Source organism: Fictibacillus norfolkensis (assembly GCF_014836645.1).
Classification (GTDB): Bacteria; Bacillota; Bacilli; order Bacillales; family Fictibacillaceae; genus Fictibacillus; species Fictibacillus norfolkensis.
This window is the reverse complement of record NZ_JACSQM010000003.1, coordinates 241,353-263,345: the sequence shown is the minus strand read 5'-3', so window position 1 is coordinate 263,345 and position 21,993 is coordinate 241,353. Positions and strand designations below refer to the sequence as shown.

25 protein-coding genes and 1 tRNA gene are annotated in these 21,993 nt (G+C 37.6%); 18 read left to right on the top strand and 8 right to left on the bottom strand.

Annotated elements, in window-relative coordinates; translation table 11 throughout:
• Window positions 1-118 precede the first annotated feature (118 nt).
• Window positions 119-706 carry a glycerol-3-phosphate 1-O-acyltransferase PlsY gene (gene plsY, locus H9648_RS08595; protein WP_191753489.1) on the bottom strand — a complete coding sequence of 196 codons (588 nt, stop codon included), beginning with the start codon at window positions 704-706 and terminating at the stop codon, window positions 119-121.
• Window positions 707-796: 90 nt separating this feature from the next.
• Entirely contained in the window at window positions 797-2,983 is a 2,187-nt protein-coding gene (locus tag H9648_RS08590) for an MMPL family transporter (protein WP_191753488.1), read from the bottom strand.
• A 145-nt stretch (window positions 2,984-3,128) separates the two neighbouring features.
• On the opposite strand from H9648_RS08590, the gene H9648_RS08585 reads away from it, so the two are divergent.
• Complete coding sequence (locus H9648_RS08585; protein WP_191753487.1) at window positions 3,129-3,899, top strand: class I SAM-dependent methyltransferase; 771 nt, start codon at window positions 3,129-3,131, stop codon at window positions 3,897-3,899.
• Window positions 3,900-3,935: 36 nt separating this feature from the next.
• Window positions 3,936-4,958 (top strand): low-specificity L-threonine aldolase, encoded by a 1,023-nt coding sequence (gene ltaE / locus H9648_RS08580; protein WP_191753486.1) that lies wholly within the window; start codon window positions 3,936-3,938, stop codon window positions 4,956-4,958.
• Window positions 4,959-5,073: 115 nt separating this feature from the next.
• On the opposite strand, the gene H9648_RS08575 is transcribed toward ltaE, so the two are convergent.
• Together H9648_RS08575 and H9648_RS08570 are read right to left on the bottom strand one after the other, a co-directional pair.
• Window positions 5,074-6,528: an amidase family protein gene (locus H9648_RS08575; protein ID WP_191753485.1), complete on the bottom strand. Its 1,455-nt coding sequence runs from the start codon at window positions 6,526-6,528 to the stop codon at window positions 5,074-5,076.
• A gap of 139 nt (window positions 6,529-6,667) precedes the next feature.
• Window positions 6,668-7,408: a DUF6081 family protein gene (locus H9648_RS08570; RefSeq protein ID WP_191753484.1), complete on the bottom strand. Its 741-nt coding sequence runs from the start codon at window positions 7,406-7,408 to the stop codon at window positions 6,668-6,670.
• 188 nt (window positions 7,409-7,596) lie between these two features.
• On the opposite strand from H9648_RS08570, the gene H9648_RS08565 reads away from it, so the two are divergent.
• From H9648_RS08565 to H9648_RS08515, 11 genes are all read left to right on the top strand, one after another.
• Entirely contained in the window at window positions 7,597-7,881 is a 285-nt protein-coding gene (locus H9648_RS08565; protein ID WP_191753483.1) for a hypothetical protein, read from the top strand.
• Between the two features lie 100 nt (window positions 7,882-7,981).
• On the top strand, window positions 7,982-8,356 hold the full coding sequence (locus H9648_RS08560; protein ID WP_191753482.1) for a DUF2203 domain-containing protein: 375 nt from the start codon (window positions 7,982-7,984) through the stop codon (window positions 8,354-8,356).
• Between the two features lie 79 nt (window positions 8,357-8,435).
• Window positions 8,436-8,510 (top strand) — tRNA-Arg (locus H9648_RS08555).
• Between the two features lie 135 nt (window positions 8,511-8,645).
• On the top strand, window positions 8,646-9,554 hold the full coding sequence (trhO, locus tag H9648_RS08550) for an oxygen-dependent tRNA uridine(34) hydroxylase TrhO (RefSeq protein WP_191753726.1): 909 nt from the start codon (window positions 8,646-8,648) through the stop codon (window positions 9,552-9,554).
• Between the two features lie 144 nt (window positions 9,555-9,698).
• Entirely contained in the window at window positions 9,699-10,019 is a 321-nt protein-coding gene (locus tag H9648_RS08545) for a hypothetical protein (RefSeq protein WP_191753481.1), read from the top strand.
• Window positions 10,012-10,386: a kinase-associated lipoprotein KapB gene (gene kapB / locus H9648_RS08540; RefSeq protein ID WP_191753480.1), complete on the top strand. Its 375-nt coding sequence runs from the start codon at window positions 10,012-10,014 to the stop codon at window positions 10,384-10,386. The genes H9648_RS08545 and kapB overlap by 8 nt, the downstream gene beginning before the upstream one ends.
• Before the next feature lie 53 nt (window positions 10,387-10,439).
• A complete protein-coding gene (nadE, locus tag H9648_RS08535; RefSeq protein WP_191753479.1) occupies window positions 10,440-11,261 on the top strand; it encodes an ammonia-dependent NAD(+) synthetase in 822 nt (273 codons plus the stop codon).
• A gap of 90 nt (window positions 11,262-11,351) precedes the next feature.
• Window positions 11,352-11,606 carry a hypothetical protein gene (locus H9648_RS08530; protein ID WP_191753478.1) on the top strand — a complete coding sequence of 85 codons (255 nt, stop codon included), beginning with the start codon at window positions 11,352-11,354 and terminating at the stop codon, window positions 11,604-11,606.
• 210 nt (window positions 11,607-11,816) lie between these two features.
• A complete protein-coding gene (dat, locus tag H9648_RS08525) occupies window positions 11,817-12,683 on the top strand; it encodes a D-amino-acid transaminase (RefSeq protein WP_191753477.1) in 867 nt (288 codons plus the stop codon).
• Between the two features lie 20 nt (window positions 12,684-12,703).
• Window positions 12,704-13,276, top strand: coding sequence for a DUF502 domain-containing protein (locus H9648_RS08520; protein WP_191753476.1), 573 nt, complete (start codon window positions 12,704-12,706; stop codon window positions 13,274-13,276).
• A 90-nt stretch (window positions 13,277-13,366) separates the two neighbouring features.
• Complete coding sequence (locus H9648_RS08515) at window positions 13,367-14,575, top strand: DUF2515 family protein (RefSeq protein WP_191753475.1); 1,209 nt, start codon at window positions 13,367-13,369, stop codon at window positions 14,573-14,575.
• Window positions 14,576-14,594: 19 nt separating this feature from the next.
• Here H9648_RS08515 and H9648_RS08510 read toward each other — a convergent pair whose 3' ends face one another.
• Window positions 14,595-14,993: a hypothetical protein gene (locus H9648_RS08510; protein WP_191753474.1), complete on the bottom strand. Its 399-nt coding sequence runs from the start codon at window positions 14,991-14,993 to the stop codon at window positions 14,595-14,597.
• Between the two features lie 159 nt (window positions 14,994-15,152).
• Here H9648_RS08510 and H9648_RS08505 point away from each other — a divergent pair, with 159 nt between their 5' ends.
• Window positions 15,153-15,806 carry a GDSL-type esterase/lipase family protein gene (locus H9648_RS08505; RefSeq protein WP_191753473.1) on the top strand — a complete coding sequence of 218 codons (654 nt, stop codon included), beginning with the start codon at window positions 15,153-15,155 and terminating at the stop codon, window positions 15,804-15,806.
• A 134-nt stretch (window positions 15,807-15,940) separates the two neighbouring features.
• On the opposite strand, the gene proC is transcribed toward H9648_RS08505, so the two are convergent.
• Window positions 15,941-16,780 (bottom strand): pyrroline-5-carboxylate reductase, encoded by an 840-nt coding sequence (gene proC / locus H9648_RS08500; protein WP_191753472.1) that lies wholly within the window; start codon window positions 16,778-16,780, stop codon window positions 15,941-15,943.
• A 135-nt stretch (window positions 16,781-16,915) separates the two neighbouring features.
• Between proC and H9648_RS08495 the strand changes: the two genes are divergently transcribed.
• Window positions 16,916-17,323, top strand: a complete 408-nt coding sequence (locus H9648_RS08495; protein ID WP_191753471.1) for a group-specific protein — start codon at window positions 16,916-16,918, stop codon at window positions 17,321-17,323.
• Here H9648_RS08495 and H9648_RS08490 read toward each other — a convergent pair.
• Window positions 17,305-18,129 (bottom strand): GDSL-type esterase/lipase family protein, encoded by an 825-nt coding sequence (locus tag H9648_RS08490; RefSeq protein WP_191753470.1) that lies wholly within the window; start codon window positions 18,127-18,129, stop codon window positions 17,305-17,307. The two genes, H9648_RS08495 and H9648_RS08490, sit on opposite strands and share 19 nt — an antisense overlap.
• Window positions 18,130-18,219: 90 nt before the next feature.
• Here H9648_RS08490 and H9648_RS08485 point away from each other — a divergent pair, with 90 nt between their 5' ends.
• On the top strand, window positions 18,220-19,164 hold the full coding sequence (locus tag H9648_RS08485) for a DMT family transporter (protein ID WP_191753469.1): 945 nt from the start codon (window positions 18,220-18,222) through the stop codon (window positions 19,162-19,164).
• Between the two features lie 72 nt (window positions 19,165-19,236).
• Window positions 19,237-20,199, top strand: a complete 963-nt coding sequence (gene msrA, locus H9648_RS08480; RefSeq protein WP_191753468.1) for a peptide-methionine (S)-S-oxide reductase MsrA — start codon at window positions 19,237-19,239, stop codon at window positions 20,197-20,199.
• A gap of 17 nt (window positions 20,200-20,216) precedes the next feature.
• Here msrA and H9648_RS08475 read toward each other — a convergent pair whose 3' ends face one another.
• The gene (locus tag H9648_RS08475) at window positions 20,217-21,578 is read right to left on the bottom strand and encodes an MATE family efflux transporter (RefSeq protein WP_191753467.1); all 1,362 of its coding nucleotides are present in this window, start codon (window positions 21,576-21,578) and stop codon (window positions 20,217-20,219) included.
• Between the two features lie 87 nt (window positions 21,579-21,665).
• Here H9648_RS08475 and H9648_RS08470 point away from each other — a divergent pair, with 87 nt between their 5' ends.
• On the top strand, window positions 21,666-21,947 hold the full coding sequence (locus H9648_RS08470; RefSeq protein WP_191753466.1) for a hypothetical protein: 282 nt from the start codon (window positions 21,666-21,668) through the stop codon (window positions 21,945-21,947).
• Window positions 21,948-21,993: the final 46 nt, after the last annotated feature.

The following is a 21,993-nucleotide window of genomic DNA, read 5'->3' as shown; positions in this document are numbered from 1 at the left end:
ATTTTTCGACTTTTATCAAAAAGTCTTGATAATCGGGCAGGAAGTTAATCTTGTCTCCAATAAAAGAAAGTTCGAAGTTTAGGCGTAAAAAAAAACCGCTCTTAAAAAAGAACGATTCCTAGATCCATTTAACTTTTGGCTCTGTTTTCTTAGCGATCCTTATAATATTTTGTCTATGTCGATAGACTAAGAACAGTGTAAAACCGATCAAGATATACGTAGTCAGCCAATCACCTGCGATGAAGAAGCTTAGTACCACAGAGCCCACTCCAGCCATGATGGACGACAGTGAAACGTATTTACTTAAATATAATGTCAAAAAGAAAGTGAACAACACAAGTACAAACAATAACGGTTGAGCGAATAATAAAACGCCACCAGAAGTAGCGACTGCTTTGCCGCCTTTGAATTTTGCGAACACGGGATAGCAATGCCCAATTACTGCAGGTACTCCTGCGATGAGAGGATGAAGGTCAACATCCAATAAAATAGGTAAACTGGCAGACAGAGTTCCTTTTAGAACATCTGCTGCTGAGACAATAAATCCAGCTTTCTTTCCTAATGTTCTAAATGTGTTCGTACCGCCTAAGTTACCGCTTCCATGTTCTCTAATGTCAATGCCATATCCTATTTTTCCAACTAAGAGTGCAAAGGGGATCGAGCCAAGTAAATAAGAAAGTAAAAGAATAATGATAATTTCAAACATATGAACACCCCTTAAATATGAGACTAGCTATTTTTATTATAGGATATTATGTTTCGTTTTCCCACAATTACTTTAAAAAACGGCATCCCTTTAAGAAAGGGTGCCGCTTTGCTTTTTCTCTTTTCTCTTTATGAATGGCATCCACCAGTTCCAGTCTCCAAGAAGTTTCATAAGAGACGGTACGAATATCATCCTAACGATCGTTGCATCAATAAATATAGCAAGAGCAATAGCGATACCGATCTGTTTGACAGGCATGACGTTTGTAAAAGCAAACGAGCCGGTGATTACAATCATGATCGCTGCAGCAGATGTAATGATCTTAGATGTGGAAGTTAATCCAAGTAGGGTAGCACGATCATTATCACCAGTCTCTTCGTATATCTCTTGAATCCTAGAGATCAAAAACACTTCGTAATCCATACTAAGTCCAAAAACGATTCCAAAAGTAAAGACGGGAATCATCAAGCCGATATCAACAGGTTCCATGATGACACCGCTTTGGAAAATCCAAACAAGTATTCCAAAAGTAGCGGACAAGCTCAGCATGTTCATAAAGATCGCTTTTACCGGAATAAATACAGAACGGAATGCGATCATGAGAATGAAGAGTGTTGTTATAAGAACGATAGCTAAGCCATAAGGAGCCTTTTCGATGATCTCATCAAAAATCTCTTGATTAAACTTCGTAACTCCACCAATCGTGATGGACAATCCTTCATGTTCCTTTTCCCATTTTTTGACGAACTGTTTCGCTTTATCACCTGTCACATCTACTGATAAATAAGCTTTAATTACAGCAGTATCGTCATTGATAAAAGGTTTCAGAACAGGAGAGAACTGCTGTTTACCTTGCTCGGTCTGCAGAGCTTGAAAGAGTTCTGAACCGTTTAATTGATTCGTGTACGTGAAAATAGATTCTGTTTTATTTACTTCTTTTTGAATTTGAAGATCTTTTATAAGTTTTTCCAGTGCTAAAAGTGATTTTTCATCTTTTAGAAAAGAATTTTTAGATTCAGCAACTATTGTTACAGGGTATAACTCATCTTCACCGAACGTTTTTTCAAATTTTTCAAAGGCTAACCTTGATTCATAATCCGGTGGAAGTGCGTCGGCTTCTGGTATGGATAGCTTCATATCTTTAACAGGTGTAACAGATAATCCTAAAACCAGAGCTGCGATCACAGCCATGATAATAGGTCTTTTCATAACGAACGCTGCAAAACTATGCCAAACTGATTTTGTGTTCTCTTTTGTTTTTAACAATTTCAATGCGTTCACTCTCTGGCCAAGAACAGCTAATAGGGCTGGTAAGAACGTTATCGCATTCAGAACCGATAGGACTACAACGACCATGCCCCCGATGGCAACGGTCTTAAAAATATCAATATCGATCAACAGCATTCCAGATAGTCCTAAGAAGACACATAAACCTGAGAAGGCGATCGAACGACCAGCTGTTTGTACAGAAATGATCGTAGCTTTTTCAACACCACGATGAAGCTCTTCACGAAAGCGGTTGACGAGGAGAAGAGCGAAATCTATTCCTAATGCAAGTCCGATCATAGGAACAACATTGAGTAAGAAGATACTCACATTCGTTGTTTGACCGTAGAAATAGAGAAGACCAAGCGAACTTGCGACTGAGATTAAACCGACAATGATCGGTAAGCCTGCTGCGATCAAACCCCCGAACGCGAACAGAAGAATGATTAATGCAGCAGGTATCCCGATCGCCTCTGCCCTAGCTAGATCGTGTTGACTAGCAGTGTTCATATCTTCAGCAATCACGGGTCCACCTGTTAATGAAACAGAAATTTCATTGTCTTCTGGCATACGGTCTCTTATTTGATCAATAGACTTTTTCAGGTCTCCAAAACTTTTATCGAACTGAACTGATGCAAAAGAAACGTTCTCTTTTATAGTTTTTTCAGGAACGTCATATGGACTTTGGATGTCAACTACATCGTCGACTCCGTCCATCTTTTTAATCGTGTCCATAACGAATGACTTATACTCAGCGTCTTCCGGAGAGTACTCTTTAGAATCAAAGACGAGCATCACAGAGGATTTCGGCTGATCAAACTTATCTTGAAGAATGTTTTCTACTTTTGCGAAAGATCCATCCATTTCAAACCCGCTGCCGCTTAAGATCGAAGGGAGTTTAACAGCAAAAAAGCCTAAGAGAATGGTAGTTAGAACCCAAAATGTTATAATGAGCTTGCGGAAACGGTATGTAAATTTTCCTAAGGCTTGAAACGATAAACCCTTTTTCATTATTGGAGCCTCCTCATACTTCTATCTTCCCATATTTTAGGTTTGTTCAATGAGATATGCAAATGATACGTAATCCTAGCAGCAGGTTTATAAGGGGCCGATTGCTATAAGGAATTGTTCATAATAAAACAGATAGGTGAAAACAATGATCATTACGACAGCTGGAAAGAATGCAACACGATTAAGAAATAAAGCAAAAGAAGTAGCCGTCTCGATGGACGGTACTTTTGTGGATAGAGAGAGTCATTCCATAGCTTCTATGATTAGTACATATGATGACCATGTTCTTATGATCGGAGTGGACAAAATCTCGTATCATCCTAAAGACGAGAGCACACCGTTCTTTTTTCATCCCAATTCTTCTATGTTTCGTGTAAAACAGATCCTTCGAGGGGAAAAAGATGCTTTTATAGAAGCGACTCAGCTTAAAGAGGGGATGAAGATCTTAGACTGTACGCTAGGCCTTGCCTCTGATGCGATCGTTGCTAGTTTAGTAGCAGGAAGTTCAGGAGCCGTAGTCGGAGTAGAGAGCAGCAGGGCGATTTCATTTGTTGTGAAGAGCGGTCTTCAAGTGTGGGATTCTAATTCTGAAGAGATGAATGAAGCGATGAGAAGAATTGAAGTGGTTCATGAAAATCATTATAATTTTCTAAAAAAACAACACGATAACAGTTTTGATGTGGTCTATTTTGATCCGATGTTCGAATCAACGATCTCATCACCTGGCATTCAAGGATTAAAGAGCAGTGCTGATTATAGTATCCTAACAGAAGCGACCATTCATGAAGCAAAAAGAGTAGCTTCAAAACGAGTGGTAATGAAAGACAACAAAACGAGTACGAAGTTTTATGACTTAGGATTTTCCGTCATAAAACGAAACGCTAGTTTTTTATACGGTGTTATTGGTGGTAACTAAAAAGTTAAGACAGAAAAAAATCGGATGAGGTGGAACATGATCGATCTTAGAAGTGATACGCTAACACAACCTACAAAAGAAATGAGAGACGCTATCTACACAGCAACTGTTGGTGATGATGTATATGGAGAAGATCCAACAATAAACAAACTTGAAAAGTTAGCTGCTGAGATAACAGGAAAAGAGGCAGCTTTGTTTGTAACGAGTGGAACACAAGGAAATCAGTTGGCGGTGTTGGCTAAATGTTCACCTGGTGATGAGATCATCGTTGAATCAGAGTCTCATATCTTCTTTTATGAAGGAGCTGCTATCTCTGCATTAGCGGGTGTTCAGCCAAGAGTTATTGAAGGCGTTCGAGGAGAGATGGATCCTCTTCTAGTCAAACAAGCGATTCGTACTGAAGATATTCATTTTCCAGATACAACGTTAATTTGTCTTGAGAATACACATAACCGTTCAGGAGGATCTGTCGTTTCATTAGAAAACATGAAAAAGATATACGAAGTGGCAAAAGAGGCAGGAATCCCAGTACATATCGATGGGGCCAGGCTTTTTAATGCAGCTGTAGCGACGAACAAGAATGTGAAGGACTTTACCCAATATTGTGATTCGGTACAATTCTGTTTATCTAAAGGATTAGGCTCACCTGTGGGTTCTATTCTTGCAGGAGACCGAGAATTTATCCAGAAAGCTCGTAAGTGGAGAAAACGTCTGGGCGGAGGAATGAGACAATCAGGTTTCTTAGCAGCTAGTGGTATCATCTCATTAATAAAAATGGTCGACCGATTAGCTGAAGATCATCATAAAGCACGAAGGTTAGCAGATGCCATCGAAGATATGGAGAGTTTGGTAGTAGTCAATAGACCCGATACAAATATTGTAATCATGAATATTGAAAACACAAAACAGAGGAATGAAGAGTTTTTAGAAAGACTAAAGCAAGAGGGAGTTCTTGCCGTATCGTTCGGTGAAGGTCAGATCCGATTAACAACGCATTATGATGTTAGTGAAGAAGATATCGATCATGCAATCTCCGCCTTAAGACGAGTAGTAGGATAATAGATGTATTTCAATAACTGATGAAACAAGGAACTGTAAATAGAAGGATGAGCCTCTACATGAAGGCTCATCCTTTATGTGTTTTAGGCGGTCTTGTGTAAATCATTAGTGTCTCTTAAAATACTACAGGAACTCTCTTGTTCGAAATCTGTTCAAAGACATAAGCTGTATGAATCAATTTTTTCTCAGAGTATGCTTCTCCTGTAAAAATAACACTTAGTGGCATCCCGTCATCATCAAAGCCAGAAGGAACTGAAATGGAAGGATATCCTGCTTTTGCAGGAATACCGTACCAGACATCGTTTGGACTGATTAGAGCAGTCAGGTTATATCTATCCATTGCAAGATCTATTCCTTTTTTTCGAGTCATCTCAAGATCGTTCAATCTCGCTGAAAGATATTCTGGACTCGTTAAAGTCCCGTCAGTCCTATTACTTTCTAGCAACAGTTCTTGGTTGTACTTTAAACACCTTTCACTATTCTGTTCATTAAAATCGATAACATCCTGTAATGAGGAGATCTTTATCCCTGATGAAACAGTACGTAAATAATGGTTGAGACCAGATTTAAATTCGTGTAAGAGAACCTTATAATCGGATTCAATATTCTCAAAAGGTGAGATCTGTTCTAAATAAATGATTTCTCCACCTTCATCCTCTATGAGCTTTAAAGCTTCATCGAAAACAGATCTCTGCGTTTGATTTAAATGCTTTATACAAAATTCATAAGCTACACCAAATCGCTTTCCTTTTAGTGAGGCTCGTTCTAAACCTTCTATATAGCTTGAATACTTTCGAGTAGATAATGTTGCAGCATCTAATGGATCTATTCCCTGTATAGCTTCAAGGAGGATCGCAGCATCTTTAACGTTTCGAGCCATAGGACCTGCAGTGTCTTGACTAACTGAAATGGGAATGATACCTGATCGAGAGACTAAACCAACAGTAGGTTTGATTCCGACGATATTATTGTTTCCAGCGGGACAAAGAATAGAGCCTGAAGTCTCAGTTCCTATGCTAAGCGCAGCAAAATTACTTGCTACAGCTGCGGCAGATCCTGAACTAGATCCACTCACATCTAATACTCCAGGTCCGTATGGATTCAATACTTGACCTCCTCTAGAACTAAAACCGTTTGGCATTTCATATGCCATGAAGTTCGCCCATTCCGTCATATTTGCTTTACCGATGATGACTGCACCAGCTTCTCTCAACTTCTTAACGACAAAAGCATCACTTTTGGCATAATGGTCTTCTAAAGCCAAAGATCCAGCACTCGTGTGCATCTGATCGGCAGTGTCGATGTTATCTTTAATGATGACGGGAACACCGTGTAAAGGTCCTCGAACTTTGCCGTTTTGTCTTTCAAGATCCAAACTTTTCGCAATGAATAATACATCAGGGTTGATCTCTAATACGGAGTTGATCATAGGTCCTTGTTTATCGTAGTTAGAGATGCGATCAAGATAAAACATGACCAGTTCAACTGATGTTAAGTCACCGTTCTCAAAATAATGCTGTACCTTTTCAAGTGTGATCTCATTTAAATCCAACACAATATTTTGTGACATTTTGCCGCTTCCTCTCTTAATTACTCAATACTTATTATATAAAACTGTCGCAAAAAAAGGAATTTTCAAAGTATTTATAGAATAAATAAAAAAAGGCCCGCATCATGCAGACCTTTAAGGGTTTTAGCCGATTTCTGTATTATTCATTCATCAATACTTTCATAGGTGACCATTCACCGATAATCCCTTGACCATGAAGTGATGTACTTCCTTCAGGTGATAGGTCTTTTTCGGTCATAAGTCCTAGCGCCACCGTGAACTCATTGAATTTGATCGGTACATCTTTTTCAGTTCGAACAATATTTCCGTTCACAGAGAATATAACTTCATCACCGGAACGATTGTATGTGATTTGATATTCGTTCCATTCTCTTTGACTGAATTCTTGCTCCTCTTTAAAGATACAAAAATATCTTGTTTTATCTGTTTCAGGTACAGAAACACCTGGAAATGGGAGTACCGCATAGACACTTGCATACTTATCGTTACCTGCAAAGAAATCAAGTGCCGCTCCTGTAGTGAAGTCTAATAAGTTTACAGAAACAAATCCATCATACAGATCATTCGCATTCGTTCCGATCGGACGTGAACGCATTCTCCATTGAAAAGAAACTGTTCCGTCTTGTGGCACTTTGATCGGTTCATTTGAATAATACATGTGTTTTGCATTATCTAAGAACTGAACAGAAGGGTGGGATTTAGTGAAAGGATTAACTCTGACATACAGCTCGTCATTACGAACGATTACAACTGCCTCAGGCTCTCTAAACTCATGGAAGGATCCATCTGGAAGAGGGAATCCTCCGATCCTCCACGTTTCAGATTCAGTCAGTATAGAATGGAAATTGCCAAGTACGATTTCATTTTGATGTTTTTTCATTAAACACAGCTCCTAGTTAATTGCTTATAAACATATTTAATCAAATTAAGATTGATGAGGCAAATGCTGGCTTTTCTATTAATACCCGTCCACAAAAAACTAGATTTCTAGGATGGACAAGTATATTTCAGAAAAAACTGAATAATAATGGTATTAAGAGCTCGCAAATTAAAGGGAGGGTGTTCTCTATGAAAACGGTATCTCAAATTAATTTACGAAAAGAAAAGGAAAAAACGTTCTCAAGTGATGATAGAATCATGTTGTTTATTACGAAGTTTCATCTGAAATCAAAACGTGATAAATGGTTGACGTTAAGACTTTTATTAAGAAGAGGATCTGTTGATCTAGTGGAGCAAATCTTAATCAGTTCGGAATATAGAAGAGATTTTCCAGAACTTCTTGAAGATGAAACAGTTAGGGATTTTTATTTAGACTTAAAGAATCCAAAGAAAGAAATATGTCTAACCGTTTAACCTTTTGGGTAACCCAAAAGGTTTTCTTCTTGTCATTTTTGTGTGCAAAGTATTTATCATTTGATATAATACGTACAAGAAGATGAAGGAGAACGATGTAATGAAGCGCTATACATTAGAAGAAGCCAACCAATTGCTTCCGGTACTCTCAAAAGAATTTGATTCTCTACATAATCTACAAAGAGAGTTTGACTTGTGGTATGAATCTTTTCAGCAGGTAGAGCCTCAGTTAAATGCTGAAGAAAAAGCTGCCTGGGAAAAAAGAATTCAATTTATGGAACTTGAAGCTGAAATGTTTATTTCAAATATCTTGTCTCATGGTGTTTGGTTTGAAGATGCCTTCTCATCGACACTCCATTTTCCAGCTATATTAAATGGAGAAAAAGGTGTATTCAAATGGCATCCAGAAGAACCAGTCATCACGATCTATGAGAGTGTTGAAGAAAAGCTGGATTTACTTCATTTGGTAAATTAAGGGTTGGTTGTGGATTTCATGTAAATAACACTTGTATTATTCTCTGAAAAAGCTTATGATATTAATCGTGACGTAATTAGCGCCTATAGTGAAATGGATATCACACGAGATTTCGGCTCTCGTATTCTGGGTTCGAATCCTGGTGGGCGCGCCACTTCCAATTGAATATCTCGAATATCGGTTAGACCGGTACTCACCACGGGGAAGGCTATTGGGACCGGTGGTTTTTTATTTGGCGTCACAAAAATAAACTAACGTTGCAGGTTGGTGATTAATTGTGTCAGAAAAAATGAGAGTACTATTGTATTACAAGTATGTTCCAATCGATGATCCAGAGAGCTACAAAGACGAGCATCTAAAGTTTTGTAAAGATTTAGGTCTTCTAGGTAGGATAATCGTTGCTCCTGAGGGAATCAATGGAACCGTGTCAGGAACGTATGAACAGACTCAAATCTACATGGATCATTTAAAAGCAGATCCGCGATTTGAAGATATTGTTTTTAAAATAGATGAGGTTGAAGAACATGCGTTTAGTAAGATGTTTGTTCGTCATAAAAAAGAGCTCGTAACTTGGCGTTTTGAAGATGATGTTGATCCGAACCAATTGTCAGGTAAACGTTTATCTCCGAAAGAATTTTACGAAGCGTTGCAAGATGAAGATGTAATCGTAATTGATGGACGTAACGACTATGAATTTGAGATTGGCCATTTTCGCGGTGCTATCCGTCCAGATGTAAAAGCATCTCGAGACTTTCCGAAATGGGTACGCGAAAATATCAGCCAATTTAAAGATAAAAAAGTTCTAACATATTGTACAGGCGGTATCCGCTGTGAAAAGTTCTCAGGCTTTCTTCTTCAAGAAGGGTTTCAAGATGTATCACAGCTTGAGGGTGGAATCGTAACGTACGGTAAAGACAATGAAGTGCAAGGGAAGCTATGGGATGGTAAACTTTATGTATTTGATGAACGTATCTCAGTTCCCGTTAACCGTACAGAGGAAGATGTAGTGATCGCTACATGTTATTATTGCGGAAAAACAGAAGATCGATATGTGAACTGCGCAAACCCAGAATGTAACAAACAACATGTTTGCTGTACGGAGTGTGAAGTGAAGCATAAGCGTTCTTGTTCGAAAGAATGTTTAGATCACCCGCGTAACCGTTATGAGACCGAACTAAAAGAACAACAAACTGTTTAAGCTACAAAGCCAGTGATAATGCTGGCTTTTTTTATTTTCCTGTTTTAAAGTTAACGGTATATAGATGACTTTTTTTTCAAGACGCTGTTATTGAAAAATCGGATGCAAAAACAGCTTAAAAGAGTGATTAAAGAGGTGACAGAGATGAATAATAAAGCAAACGATATTTCTGAACAAGTGATAAGTAATTATCAAAAAGATGAAGGTATGATGATCATCATTTACGCTCAATGGTGTGTGAATAATAAGCTCGATCCTAAAGCTGTCTATCTTAAAGCGTATCCAGACCAAAGTAAGAATGAGTATGTGATGCATATGTTAGAGCAAACTGTTTCAATCGATGAAGCAGAGCACATCCCTCATGATACTGTACTTCAAGTTTTATCGTTATTCGGCAATGAAGACCTTGCCTTTGTAGTGTCTAATGAAATCAATGCGATGAAGGAGACAAAAAAGAATGAATAGCGAAAAACTTGTACTCGCAAGTTATAAAACCGGGCAGTATATAGGAAAAGCAGGAGAAGAGCGTAACCAGATGGTGTTATTTGAAGTTTTGGCGGTAAAAAACCACCCTTGGCAAGGTGATCTTCATAACCCTAAACAAGCGGATGTCCCATTCTTCCAGGAAAGAAGAGCGCTGAGTTATGGAGAGAAAACCTGGGTGCCCGTGCATACAGTAAAGAACTATGACGGTGAACTTCCCACCTACAAAGAATCTCTAAAACAAGCCTTAAATCAATACATACAGAAGTTAGAAGCGGACGCTAGCCCATGGGCAAAACGGTCTTTGGACTGTTTATTTTCATTAGAAAAAGACTATAAACTTGATTAAAAGTGGATAGACAGTGGAAAGAAGATAATATAGACCAAAAGGTGGCGATAGAATTGGAACTTCAAAAACAGATTATTTCAGAGTTAAAAGTGGAACCAAAAATTGATGTAAAAGAAGAGATTAAATCCAGGATTCAATTTTTAAAAGACTATGTAAAAAAATCGGGTGCAAAAGGGTATGTTCTTGGCATCAGTGGTGGACAAGACTCAAGCCTTGCCGGTAAATTAGCTCAGATTGCTATGAACGAAATGAGTGATGAAACGGGAGAAAAATATACTTTTGTAGCGGTTAGACTCCCATATGGCGTACAAAAAGATGAAGAAGATGCGCAGCGTGCTCTAAAATTCATCGAGCCTGATGTGTCTTTAACGGTCGATATTAAACCGGCTGTTGACGCTTCCATGAGTTCATTTAGGAAAGCGACCGAAATAGAACTTTCTAACTTTTTAAAAGGGAACACGAAAGCACGCGAAAGAATGAAAGTACAATATGATATTGCAGGGGCTTATCAATGTTTGGTCATTGGTACAGATCATGCAGCAGAGGCGATAACTGGTTTCTTTACAAAACATGGTGACGGAGCATGCGACATCGTTCCATTGTACGGATTAAATAAAAGACAAGGAAGAGAGCTGTTAAAAGAACTTGGCGCTGAGGAACGTCTCTATTTAAAAGTACCTACTGCTGATCTTGAAGACGACAAGCCGCTGATTCCTGATGAAACTGCACTCGGAGTAACATACGAAGAAATCGATGACTATCTAGAAGGAAAAGAAGTTTCTTCGTCATCTAAAGAAAAAATTGAAAAAAGATATATCCAAACCATGCATAAAAGAAACCATCCTGCTTCCATTCACGATACATGGTGGAAGTAAGTAAAGAGCACCTGGGAAACCAGGTGTTTTTGTTTTGCCGCTTTTAGGTTATACTTGTTCTTGGAATAAAGGGGAAGGGGATACATAACTTTGAGTAGAACGGCGAAGATCATCATCTCATTAGGTATCGTATTTTTAGCATATTTTGTTTATGATACCATTAATCGCGAGAACGAAAGAAAAGATCGATTAAATGTTATCGACGGGCATTTTAAGAAACCTTTTAAGATTGAAGAAGAGTTAAAAGAACAATATGATAATGATTTTCTTATCGAAATGGACAAGGAACTATATATCGTGACAGTAGAAGATCATAAAGTTGTTAAAACTGTAAAACAAAAATAAGAAAGAAGCCGCTTATCAAGAGCGGTTTTTTGTTTGATTAGTTGTTATGCGTTGTTTTACCGCAAAAAATCGAGCAACCTGTAATAAAACAACTATAAACAAAAACAACTGTGAATACATACAAAGTGACTCTTGAAGGCATTCACTTTTTCATTTAAAGTAGATGAAAGCTCAACTATATACATATTATATTGATGGGGTGGTAAAATCATGGAAAATTCATACATTTTGTATCATGATCAAATCATTAAAGACGGATCGATACCAGTTGATCCCCAAGACAGAGGCTACCTTTTCGGAGACGGAATCTATGAAGTGGTCTTTGTTTATGACAAAAAACCTTTTGCGTTTAAAGAGCATTTCGCGAGGTTCGAACAAAGTGCTAAGAAACTAGAACTGACCATGCCCTATGATGTATCTACGTTTAAAAAGCTTACAGATGAACTGATCAGTAAGAACAACATTGAAAATGGAATGGTCTATATTCAGATGACGCGTGGAGTAGCACCCAGAAATCATCTTTATGAAAGAAATATGCAAAGCGTTGTAACAGGTTTTGCAAAATCTGTTTCACTTGAAAACATTGCAGAATCTCAAGCAAGCGGAATCAGCACGTATCTAACGGAAGATATCCGCTGGCTTCGATGTGATATTAAGAGCTTAAACCTTCTTGGCAATGTAATGGCAAAACGGAAAGCTGCAGATTTTGACTGTCAAGAAGCGATTCAGCACAGAGATGGAACAGTAACAGAAGGATCTTCGTCCAACGTATTTATCGTAAAAAATGGAACATTGAAAACACATCCAAGTACGAACCTAATTTTAAATGGGATCACTAGACAAATCGTGATTAAATTAGCACAACAAAATGGGATCTCAGTTTTAGAAGAAGCGTTTTCGGTAGATGACCTTTTACATGCTGACGAAGTTTTCATTACAAGTACAACGATGGAAGTTACACCAGTTACAAAACTTGTAGGCTCAGAGAGTCAATCATACAACATTGGTCCTGTAACTCTAAAACTGCAGGATGACTTTAAGAAACAGATTATAAAGAATACTTCCGTCGTTAACTAGTCTTAATTGTAGGGGAAAACATGAAAAAAATACTCAAGTACTTTATAAATGGACTGCTGACCATCCTTCCGATCGTGTTAGCTGTTTATATTATTTATAAGATTTTTGGATTCTTAGACAGCATCCTTGGAAACTTATTAAAAGATGTTCTAAAAGAAGATTATATACCCGGCATCGGTCTCATCACAACGTTCGTTCTGATCACGGTCTTAGGCTGGATGTCTACTCAATATGTATCAGGAAAAATATTTAGCCTTATCGATCGGGTGCTAGAGAAGACACCATTTGTTAAAACGATATATTCTGTAATTAAAGATACGATCCACTCTCTGTTTGGAGAGAAAAGATCTTTCTCCAAGGTTGTCCTAATCGAATATCCTGAACTGAATTTAAAAAGTGTTGGTTTTGTTACGACTGAAGATGTAAGCAGCTTAAGTGACGAGTTAGCAGATCACGTTGCTGTATATATCCCTCAAACGTTTCAGATTGCAGGCTTTACTTTTTTAGTACCAAAAGACAAGGTCAAGGTTCTCGATGTAAAACCTGAAGATGCCATGAAATTTTTATTATCGGGTGGCGTCGCAACAAAGTAATATAGTCAATGAACAAACACCCTTTGCAATGGAAAGGGTGTTTTTCGCTTTCCTTTTCTCATACATTGAAAGAAAAGGAGGGTGTTAAGCGTGGTTAATTCAAAACGGTTATTGACAAAATTAACACTCATCCCATTCGAAATGGTCATAAACGCTTTTCCATTTTTTCATAGAGAAAAAGTAATTTGGGAACTAAGTAACGAGCAGAGGACGTTGCTTCAAGATGAATGGAAGAGAATAAAAAGAAGAAACGGAGAAGTTAAGATAAATCTTCAAAGCAATAGCAAGGAGCTCGTTCAAAGAATCAGAGCAGAGACTAAACGCTATAACAAGAATAATGTTACACGCACCGCAGCTTATTTAACGTTCTATAATAAACACCCTGAGATCACATGGTCATTTTTAGCACATATGGTTTCTAGAAACGCTGGTTATTTTATGAGTGATCTAAAAAGAGAGTTCTTACCACATATTCTTGAAGAAACATTTCTAATAAAATTGTACGATATGCTAGAAAAAGGTAACAGTATGATCTTTGAGGATGCTTATCCTCAATTACTGCTATACGAAGAGAGTAAAAACAGGGGGATATCTCTGTTTCATCTTAGTTCTAATTTTAACATTTCTCCTTTTATTGAAGGAGTTTGGGAGGTTTATATACGTCGAGAAGATCAGAGCTTTTTATTACCTGTCGCACAAATTATCAATGAACAAAGTCATATTGAAAAAGCACTTGTTCAAACAGAAGAGTATAAGAAATTATTAAATTCTCTCACATATCGACTGCAAGAATGGCTGAGACTTTCTCAAATTTTGTTTCCTACATGGCCGTTAAAACATTCAATAGGAAGAAACATGAACCATTTTAAAGATCTGGACGAAAGGATTCGATTGGGACAAAACTTATATGCCACATTATTTCAGCCTCAATTTATAAAGAAGGTACACAGCTTTGCAAATACTTTTCCTCATACTGGTTCGCGATGTGATTATGATGACGATAGTTTTACAGTTTTTAATACTTCTCTTGAAAAGTTTCCTAAAGAAAAGCTCTCTTTTTTCAAAGTGAAAAATAACACGAAAATATATAGTCCATTTCTTCTAGATGTATGGAAGTACAGCTTTAATGGACCTTATCTTGGTTCGAATTGGTTTGAAGATGAAGAGTTTGTTTTAGAGAAGATGAAGTTACTGAATAAATCTTCTCCCCCCACATGGATCTCGTATTGGTCTGGTCTTCACAAAATTGAGTCTGTGTTTCTTTTCAATCGATATTATAAGTTGCTCAAAAAAAAATAGAAACCTTTGGTAAAGGCTTCTATTTAAAGAAGGAAAGGATGTTACCCATTTGCTGTGCAAGGCCCATCACTTGATTAGCTCCGCCCATCATTTTTCCGAAGTTAAGACCAGATCCTTGATTGTTTGGCATCATCCCCATTGAATTTTGATTGCCTTGACTCTGCTGTTGGTTAAAAGGCATACCTTGCATCATTGGATGCGGCATTCCACCAGGAGGCATCATCGGCATCATATATGGCATGAATGGCTGTTGAGTTAATCCTTGTGAATATTGCTGCTGTGGCATAGAAGCTGGAGCTGCTGGAGCGTATGGCGGTCTGCCGGGTACCGTTTGGCTATTTGCATATCCCTTTGCAGTAGGTGTATTAAAAGGGTCGTATCCGCCATATGGGAACATTCTTACAGATTTCTCTTTCAAAAAGTATCACCTCATAATAGTTTCTATATATGTATATTCAACGAACGAAAAAGGGACATAACCCTTTTGTGGAACTGATGAAAACGCCCTGTCCAAATTTAAAACACATCATATTTTAATAATAGAAATGTGTGCTTCGAAAAGGAGGATAAGGGATTTATGTCAGATGATCATACTTCAGAATGGTTGTTAACAGCGATAGGTGATTCCTTAACTGTTGGAGTAGGGGCACCAGTGTTTGGTAAAGGATATGTTGGAAGATATGTAAACTTCACACAAACCACTTTTGATAAGCACATCTTAGTAAAAAACTTCGCAGTAACTGGAACAACATCTGAAGAAATATTAAATTCCTTAAAAGATAAAGAGATCAAACGGTCGATTAAGAATTCTAAAATCATACTAATCACAGCTGGTGGTAACGATCTTATTCAAGCGGCTTTTAAATATATGTTTACGAAAGAAGAAGAATTGATCTCCCTGGCGCTTGAAAATTGCAAAAAAAATCTGAACAAAATTTTTAAGAAGATCTATAAACTAAAAAGAAATTCACGGGAGCCGTTTATCATCAGAATATGCACACTGTATAACCCGTACTTTAAATGGAGTAAAGCCATGCAATGGGTCAACATGTTTAACGATCTGATCAAAAGTTATGAGATGATGCCTCATGTGAAAGTAGCAGACTTGTATAGTGTGTTTGTTGGAAGAGAAAAAGAGCTAGTATGCTTTGATACGATTCATCCAAACAAAAAAGGCTATCAAGTCATAGCCGTCTCTTTATTTGATTTAGGTTTTACAGATATCGAGTAAATGGTGATGAATTTAATAAAACAAATAAAATTTCACGTACCGTAAGAATTTTATATATTTAAAAAACAAAATACATCTATAGACAAAAAAAAAGAGGTGCTGTCTAAAAATGACAGCTCCTCTGGAAAATTTATTTACATAACAGGAACTTTTTCAAATTCTTTTCTAAGTGATCTGGAACGTTTTGCAGCATGTTCCACCGCTTTTTCAATGGCAACACCACCGCCATTTTCTGCAAGTGCGTCAAGACCTGCTGCAGTCGTACCGTTTGGTGAAGTCACTTTCTTTCTTAGTTCAGCTGGGGAGTCATCGGACTCCATAACCATCTTACTTGCACCATAAAGTGTCTGAGCTGCAATATCACGTGCTAGTTCACGATCAAGACCGTTTTCCACAGCGACATCTTCCATATGTTCAAGCAAGTAGTAAAAATATGCAGGTCCACTACCGGCTAATCCAGTGAAAACATCCATCTGTTTCTCAGATATAATTTTCACTTTGCCAATAGCTTTCGACAATTCTTGAGCTAAATCCAAATCTTCATTTTTTACATACTTACCGGCACTAATACCTGTAATGGATTCACCAATCATACTCGAAGTATTAGGCATAACACGAATGATAGGTAAAGATCTGTCGAGGATCTCCTCTATATACGTTGTTGAAATTCCGGCAAGAACGGATAAAATGACATGGTGATCTTGAAGTGCGGGTTTAAGTTGTTGAAGTACTTCTTCCGCTTGTTTTGGTTTTACCGCAAGAATAATCACATCTGTGTTCGTTAATGAGAGTTCTTGAACTGAAGTTGTCGTAATGTTATATCTGCAAGTCAGTTCTAATCTTCTGTTTTCATTTGTGTGGTTCGCGGCTATGATTCGATCAGGAGAAATTTCGGCTTTGTTGATCAATCCCGATATCATTGCTTCTGCCATTGAACCTGCACCAATAAAAGTAATATTTCTGTATTTTAACATGCAACCCCTCTTTCAATGATTTTACTTATTTATAAAGTACTATGTTAACATGTTCACAAATAGATGCAAGTCGTTATATCCATTTCCACAGGAATGTAATATGATTTTTACATAGGAAACAAAGGAGGAGCTTGAATGAAATTTTATGTGGCTTCGGGATTTCAAAATATAGAACGTGTAAAAAAGTTAGGTAAAGATCTGCACAATAAACTTCATTGGCAGCTCACTTATGATTGGACAGTTAACGATAGAGCAGAAACGAAAGAAGATCTGGCTGAAATAGGAATAAAAGAATATGAAGCAGTCATGGAAGCTGATATAACGATCGTGATCTTACCTGGTGGGAAAGGGTGCCATACTGAACTTGGTATTGCTTTAGGGAATAAGAAAGTCGTTATTTTGTACGACCCAGAAGGTGTGCTGCAAAAATTATCTGAAGCAACTACATTTTATTTTCTACCGCAGATTATACATTGGAATGGGGTAGTAGAAGAACTGCCTGCATTATGCAGCTCTTCTGATCCTTATTGTGCTTCTTTATAAGATTGATTTTGAAACGTTGTAACGGTTTTGGCAGCGATCCGATCGTATCCTTCTTCATTTGGATGGATAGAATCGTACAACCATTTATCCATATCGTCTGTTTGAAGAGCATCGCTAACAGGAACAACCAAAGCAGGCTTGTGTGAAAGAGCTGTTTCGTATGCGATAAGATTCCAATCATTCAATAGTTTTTCAGTCGCTGGGTAATATTTTTGTTCAGCATTAACAACGTTATACAGTTCATTCAACACGATTATTGCGTTAGGGTTATGTTTCCTGATGTTTTCGAAAATATCATTTAAGTTTTGCTGATACTCAGATTTAACATCATCGTAACTTTGTATAGCTTTTAGTGGACCTTGTTTCTTTGCAATTTGTACGAGGTCATTACCGCCAATATTTATTGAAATGATGTCTGCTTTCTCTACAGATTGCTGAACAGCTGGAATGTCCAGTTGATTCAGTAAGCCTTGACTCGTAAAACCAGAAACACCCTGATTTTCGAGAATAAAGGTTTTTTCTGTCAAGTTCTGCAGGTTCTCATTCACTTTGTTAGCGAAACCACCTTGCTCAGAGCCTCTTCCTTCAGCTACTGAATCGCCTAGCACGAGGTGATTCAAAGTGGATTTTGGAGAATTCTTTAGATATTGCAGATAAGTGATCTGTTTCGAATCTGAAGAATCACTTTGATCGATTACAGATTCTTTCTTGATTTGGTTTATTTTATATTGTGGATAATAATACCACCCGGCTGCACTTATGACCAACAGCAAAGCAAACAAGGAGATGATATATCTTTTTTTCATATATATCCTCCTGTAACATATTTTTTAAAAAATAAAAGTATTAGTTATAGATAATATCATAAATATGCCTAGAAAGTGAAAGGTGACCACTTGAATAATAATTCACTAAAGATACCTGTATTTATTCCATTAGTAATTGGGATCATCGCAATATCGTTTTCTTCTATTTTTGTTAAATGGTCAGATGCACCTGTTTCTGTTCAAGGAATGTATCGATTATTATTTACATTGATTTTAATGTTTCCATTTGTTTGGAAACAAGTTCGTTTTTTGAAAAAAATGACTTGGCAAGAAGGCTTTTTGTTATTTTTATCGGGAACCTTTCTAGCTCTTCATTTCTTGTTTTGGATGGGGTCTTTGAAATTAACTACCGTTGCAAGCTCTACGATACTGCTTTCTTTACAGCCTGTTTTTGTAATGATAGGGGCTTACATAGCCTTTCGCGAAAAAACTTCAAAGGCTGCAATCATCGGGATGGTGGTTGCGATCGTTGGAGCTATTATGATTGGTTGGGGAGATATTGGCATCTCAATAAAACATATTCAAGGAGATGTTTTATCTATTTTAGGGACAATTGTAGTTGCAGCTCATATGCTGATCGGTCAAAAGCTTCTAAGAACATTTCCTGCTACACTTTATAGTTTTTCTGTATTTTTTGTAGCTGTCATTGTTTTTGGAATCTATAATTTGACATTAGCTATACCGATGACTGGCTATCCAGAGAAAGAGTGGGGGATCTTTGTTCTGCTTGCCATCATACCAACAGTATTTGGACATGTATTGTTCAATTGGCTATTAAAATATGTAACAGCTGCTACGATATCAATGGCAATCTTAGGTGAACCTGTTGGGGCAACTTTGTTAGCTTACTTATTTCTTGATGAATCACTAACTCTTTCTCAATGGAGTGGTGGTGCTATCGTGTTAGCTGGACTGTATTACTTCTTGCAAAATACGCGAAAACAAAATAGACGCACCCGTCCTGCACCGATCAAGCCACCAGTGACAGCAGGTCCAATTGTAAAAAAAGGGTAAGAGCCTTTTTCTATGCTTTTTATGGACATTCTTATATGATGAAACAAACAGATGAAAAAGGAGATTGATCTCATGAGTAACTATGCAAAAGCTACTTTTGCTGGAGGATGCTTTTGGTGTATGGTCACACCGTTTGAAGAGTGGCCAGGCATTATTTCTGTAGAATCAGGCTATACAGGTGGTCACAAAGAAAATCCAACGTATAAGGAAGTCTGCAGTGAAACAACCGGCCATTTTGAAGCAGTCCAAATTCCATTTGATCCATCCATCATTTCGTATGAAAAAATCGTCTCAGTTTTTTGGAAACAAATTGATCCTACTGATGCTGGCGGACAATTCTACGACCGTGGGGATTCGTACCGTACTGCCATTTTCTATCATGATGAAGAACAAAAAATGATTGCTGAAAAATCAAAAAGGGAATTAGAAGAGAGCGGTCGATTCGACAAGCCGATCGCAACTTTAATTTTACCTGCTGATACGTTTTATACGGCTGAAGAATATCACCAGGATTATCATAAAAAGAATCCTTTTCATTACAAGCGCTATCGCCAAGGCTCAGGACGAGATGCCTTTATCAAATCACACTGGGTAGATAGTGGGCAAAAAGAAGAAATACTGAAAACCCTTAACCCTATGCAATATAACGTTACACAAAAAGATGCAACAGAACCTCCATTTCAAAATGAATTTTGGAACCATACAGAAGAAGGAATCTACGTGGATATCGTTTCTGGGGAGCCTCTTTTCAGTTCATTAGACAAATTTGATAGCAGCTGTGGCTGGCCAAGTTTTACAAAACCTGTTCGTTCATCTACTGTCGAAGAAAAGGAAGATTTATCTCACGGCATGATCAGGACGGAAGTAAGAAGTAAGGATGCAGATTCTCACTTAGGACATTTATTCACAGATGGTCCACGAGATCAAGGTGGATTAAGATATTGCATCAATTCTGCAGCACTTCGTTTTATTCCTAAGAACGAACTAAAAGAAAAAGGATACGGAGAATACCTCACTCTTTTCGAACAAAAATAAACCAGCCTTGAGCTGGTTTATTTTTGTTCAGAAGAGGAATAAGAATGAGATTGTATATATTTTAATCGAGCAAATAAAATGATAGCACCAGCTGAAAGACCAGATATTAATCCAATCCAATACCCATAAGCACCAAGCGAAGTAAAATTAGCTAGGTAGTATCCAACCGGTAGACCAAGCACCCAGTAGGAGATAAACGAAAGCATAAAGGTCACATTTACATCTTTATAGCCTCTTAGTGCACCTTGAATCGGAGCGCCTATAGCGTCAGCTAGTTGAAAGAAAACCGCATACCATAAGAACGAAGTCGTAAGTTGAATGACTTCAGGTTCTTTTGAATAGATTCTTGCTACTTGTTCATCGAACACCATTAAGAGACCAGAGAGAATTAGGGCAAAGCCAACAGCTGTAACAATTCCTATATAGCTATACTGTGCGGCATCCTTAAAGCGTTTCGCGCCTACTTCATAACCAACTGCAATCGTGAGTGCAAAAGAGATGCTCAAAGGCAGCATATATAAGAATGAAGCAAAGTTTAGTGCAGCTTGATGAGCCGCGATTGTTATCGTGTTGAAATCACTCATTAGAAGTGTAACAGCAGCAAATATACTTACTTCAAAGAAGATGGCAAGACCAATCGGAACTCCGATCTTCAACTGTTCTTTCCAAGCAGTTAAAGAAGGTTTATAGACCGTTCGAAACAGTTTATATCTTCTAAACGGGTTCATGTTAACAACGATCATAACGGTTATCATCGCAGTTACCCAATAGGTTATTGCTGTTGCCACACCAGCACCTACACCACCTAATTCTGGAAAACCACCCTTACCGAATATAAATAGGTAGTTAAAGATAGCATTTACGGGTAATCCAATCAGTGTGATAAACATCGTAATTCTAGTTTGGCCTAAAGCGTCGATGAAAGATCGAAGTGCACCGTATAAAAACAGAGGCATGATGCCGAAAGATAATGCGATTAAATATCCTCTTGCAACATTTTCTACTTCTTTTTCGAGAGACATCGCCCCTAAAATAGGATCTAACACAACTGATCCTAAAGCAACAACGATGACTGAAATTACGACCGACAAGTAAACAGCTTGCATGACGGACCGGGGCACATTTTTTGTATTCTTAGCTCCTTCAAGCTGTGAAACGATAGGTGTTAATGCCATTAAGATACCATTTAGTCCAGTGAAGATCGGAACCCATAAACTCGATCCGATAGCTACACCTGCTAGTTGATCAGCACCAGAACGGCCGCTCATTACCGTATCTAAGAAATTCATGGCATATAAGCCTAACTGAGTGATCAATACAGGAATAACCAGTATTAAGAAATTTTTATATTTACTTCTTAACGAATATGTTTGTATCATCTGCATACTTCCTTTAGTAGTTAAACTGTCAATTCGAGACAATGCATTATATCATAAAACATAACTAATATACGTGAAGGAGAAACTATGAGTGTTCAATTTCTTTTTGAAGTTCAATCTGTTCTGCCAGGAGAGGAAAGCAACGAAAAAATTGTACTGGTATCAACAGAGCTTTTATATAAAACCAGTGGGGAAACAATTTATACAGGTGTCATACCGGTAAGAGTAACTGAGCATGGAGTATTTGTATCGGTCCCAGCAGTTACAGCTGCTTTCAACTCAAAGTATTTACGAACGGAAACGTTATTTCGGTTAAAACGATACATCAAACGAATGAGAGATTACTTGGATTTTGATAAAAAGGAATAAGTTGACTTTTTGCTTTTACCTTCATATAATATGAAAAACTATAACT